This is a genomic window from Photobacterium sp. R1 (genome assembly GCF_054600795.1).
This window is the reverse complement of sequence record NZ_BAAHZP010000495.1, coordinates 1-276: the sequence shown is the minus strand read 5'-3', so window position 1 is coordinate 276 and position 276 is coordinate 1. Positions and strand designations below refer to the sequence as shown.

1 pseudogene is annotated in these 276 nt (G+C 51.8%); it reads left to right on the top strand.

Features of this window, described 5'->3' with window-relative positions:
- Positions 1–276, top strand: a pseudogene (locus ACYP03_RS26010) (OmpA family protein); the annotation flags it as partial.

Genomic DNA, 276 nt, shown 5'->3' with positions numbered 1-276 from the left:
CACAAGCGGTCGATGCGTTGCTGGACGGTATGACAGCCGGCCAGTGGGCGCGGGTAGCGATGATTTATCAGAACAACAATACCCCGGTCGATCTGTTGCTATCGAGTGTCAATATGGCGCCGGCACTGGCTGATTTTACTCTCTGTCGTTCCCGCCTGCCGGCCATGTCATACAAACAGGCTCGTGATCTGGTATTTCAGTTTGATTTGGGACAACGCACGGTGAGCACAAAGCAAAAAGAAACACTGTTGAATCTGGCTGAATACATTCGTCTGG